The sequence below is a fragment of the Burkholderia sp. KCJ3K979 genome, from assembly GCF_016759955.1.
In the GTDB taxonomy this organism is placed as follows: Bacteria; Pseudomonadota; Gammaproteobacteria; order Burkholderiales; family Burkholderiaceae; genus Burkholderia; species Burkholderia orbicola.
In genome coordinates this window covers 1-372 of record NZ_JACFYV010000496.1, presented here as the reverse complement: position 1 = coordinate 372, position 372 = coordinate 1, and the positions used below count along the sequence as shown (strand labels likewise).

General features: G+C 65.1%; 1 protein-coding gene. It reads left to right on the top strand.

Annotated features, from left to right (window positions below; translation table 11 throughout):
- The coding region (locus tag H3O04_RS36865; protein ID WP_202589562.1) for an acetyl-coenzyme A synthetase N-terminal domain-containing protein at window positions 1-372 on the top strand (372 nt) is incomplete at both ends.

The following is a 372-nucleotide window of genomic DNA, read 5'->3' as shown; positions in this document are numbered from 1 at the left end:
AGGCCGAGCAGGATTACGAAGGCTTCTGGGCGCGTCTCGCGCGCGAAGGCCTCACGTGGCACAAGCCGTTCACCAAGGTGCTCGACGAGCGCAACGCGCCGTTCTACACATGGTTCGACGACGGCGAACTGAACGCGTCGTACAACTGCCTCGACCGCCACGTCGAAGCCGGCAACGGCGAGCGCGTCGCGGTGATCTTCGAGGCCGACGACGGCACCGTCACCCGCGTCACCTATGCGGATCTCCTCGCACGCGTGTCGCGCTTCGCCAATGCGCTGAAGAAACGCGGCATCGGCAAGGGCGATCGCGTCGTCATCTACATTCCGATGTCGATCGAAGGCATCGTCGCGATGCAGGCCTGCGCGCGCATCG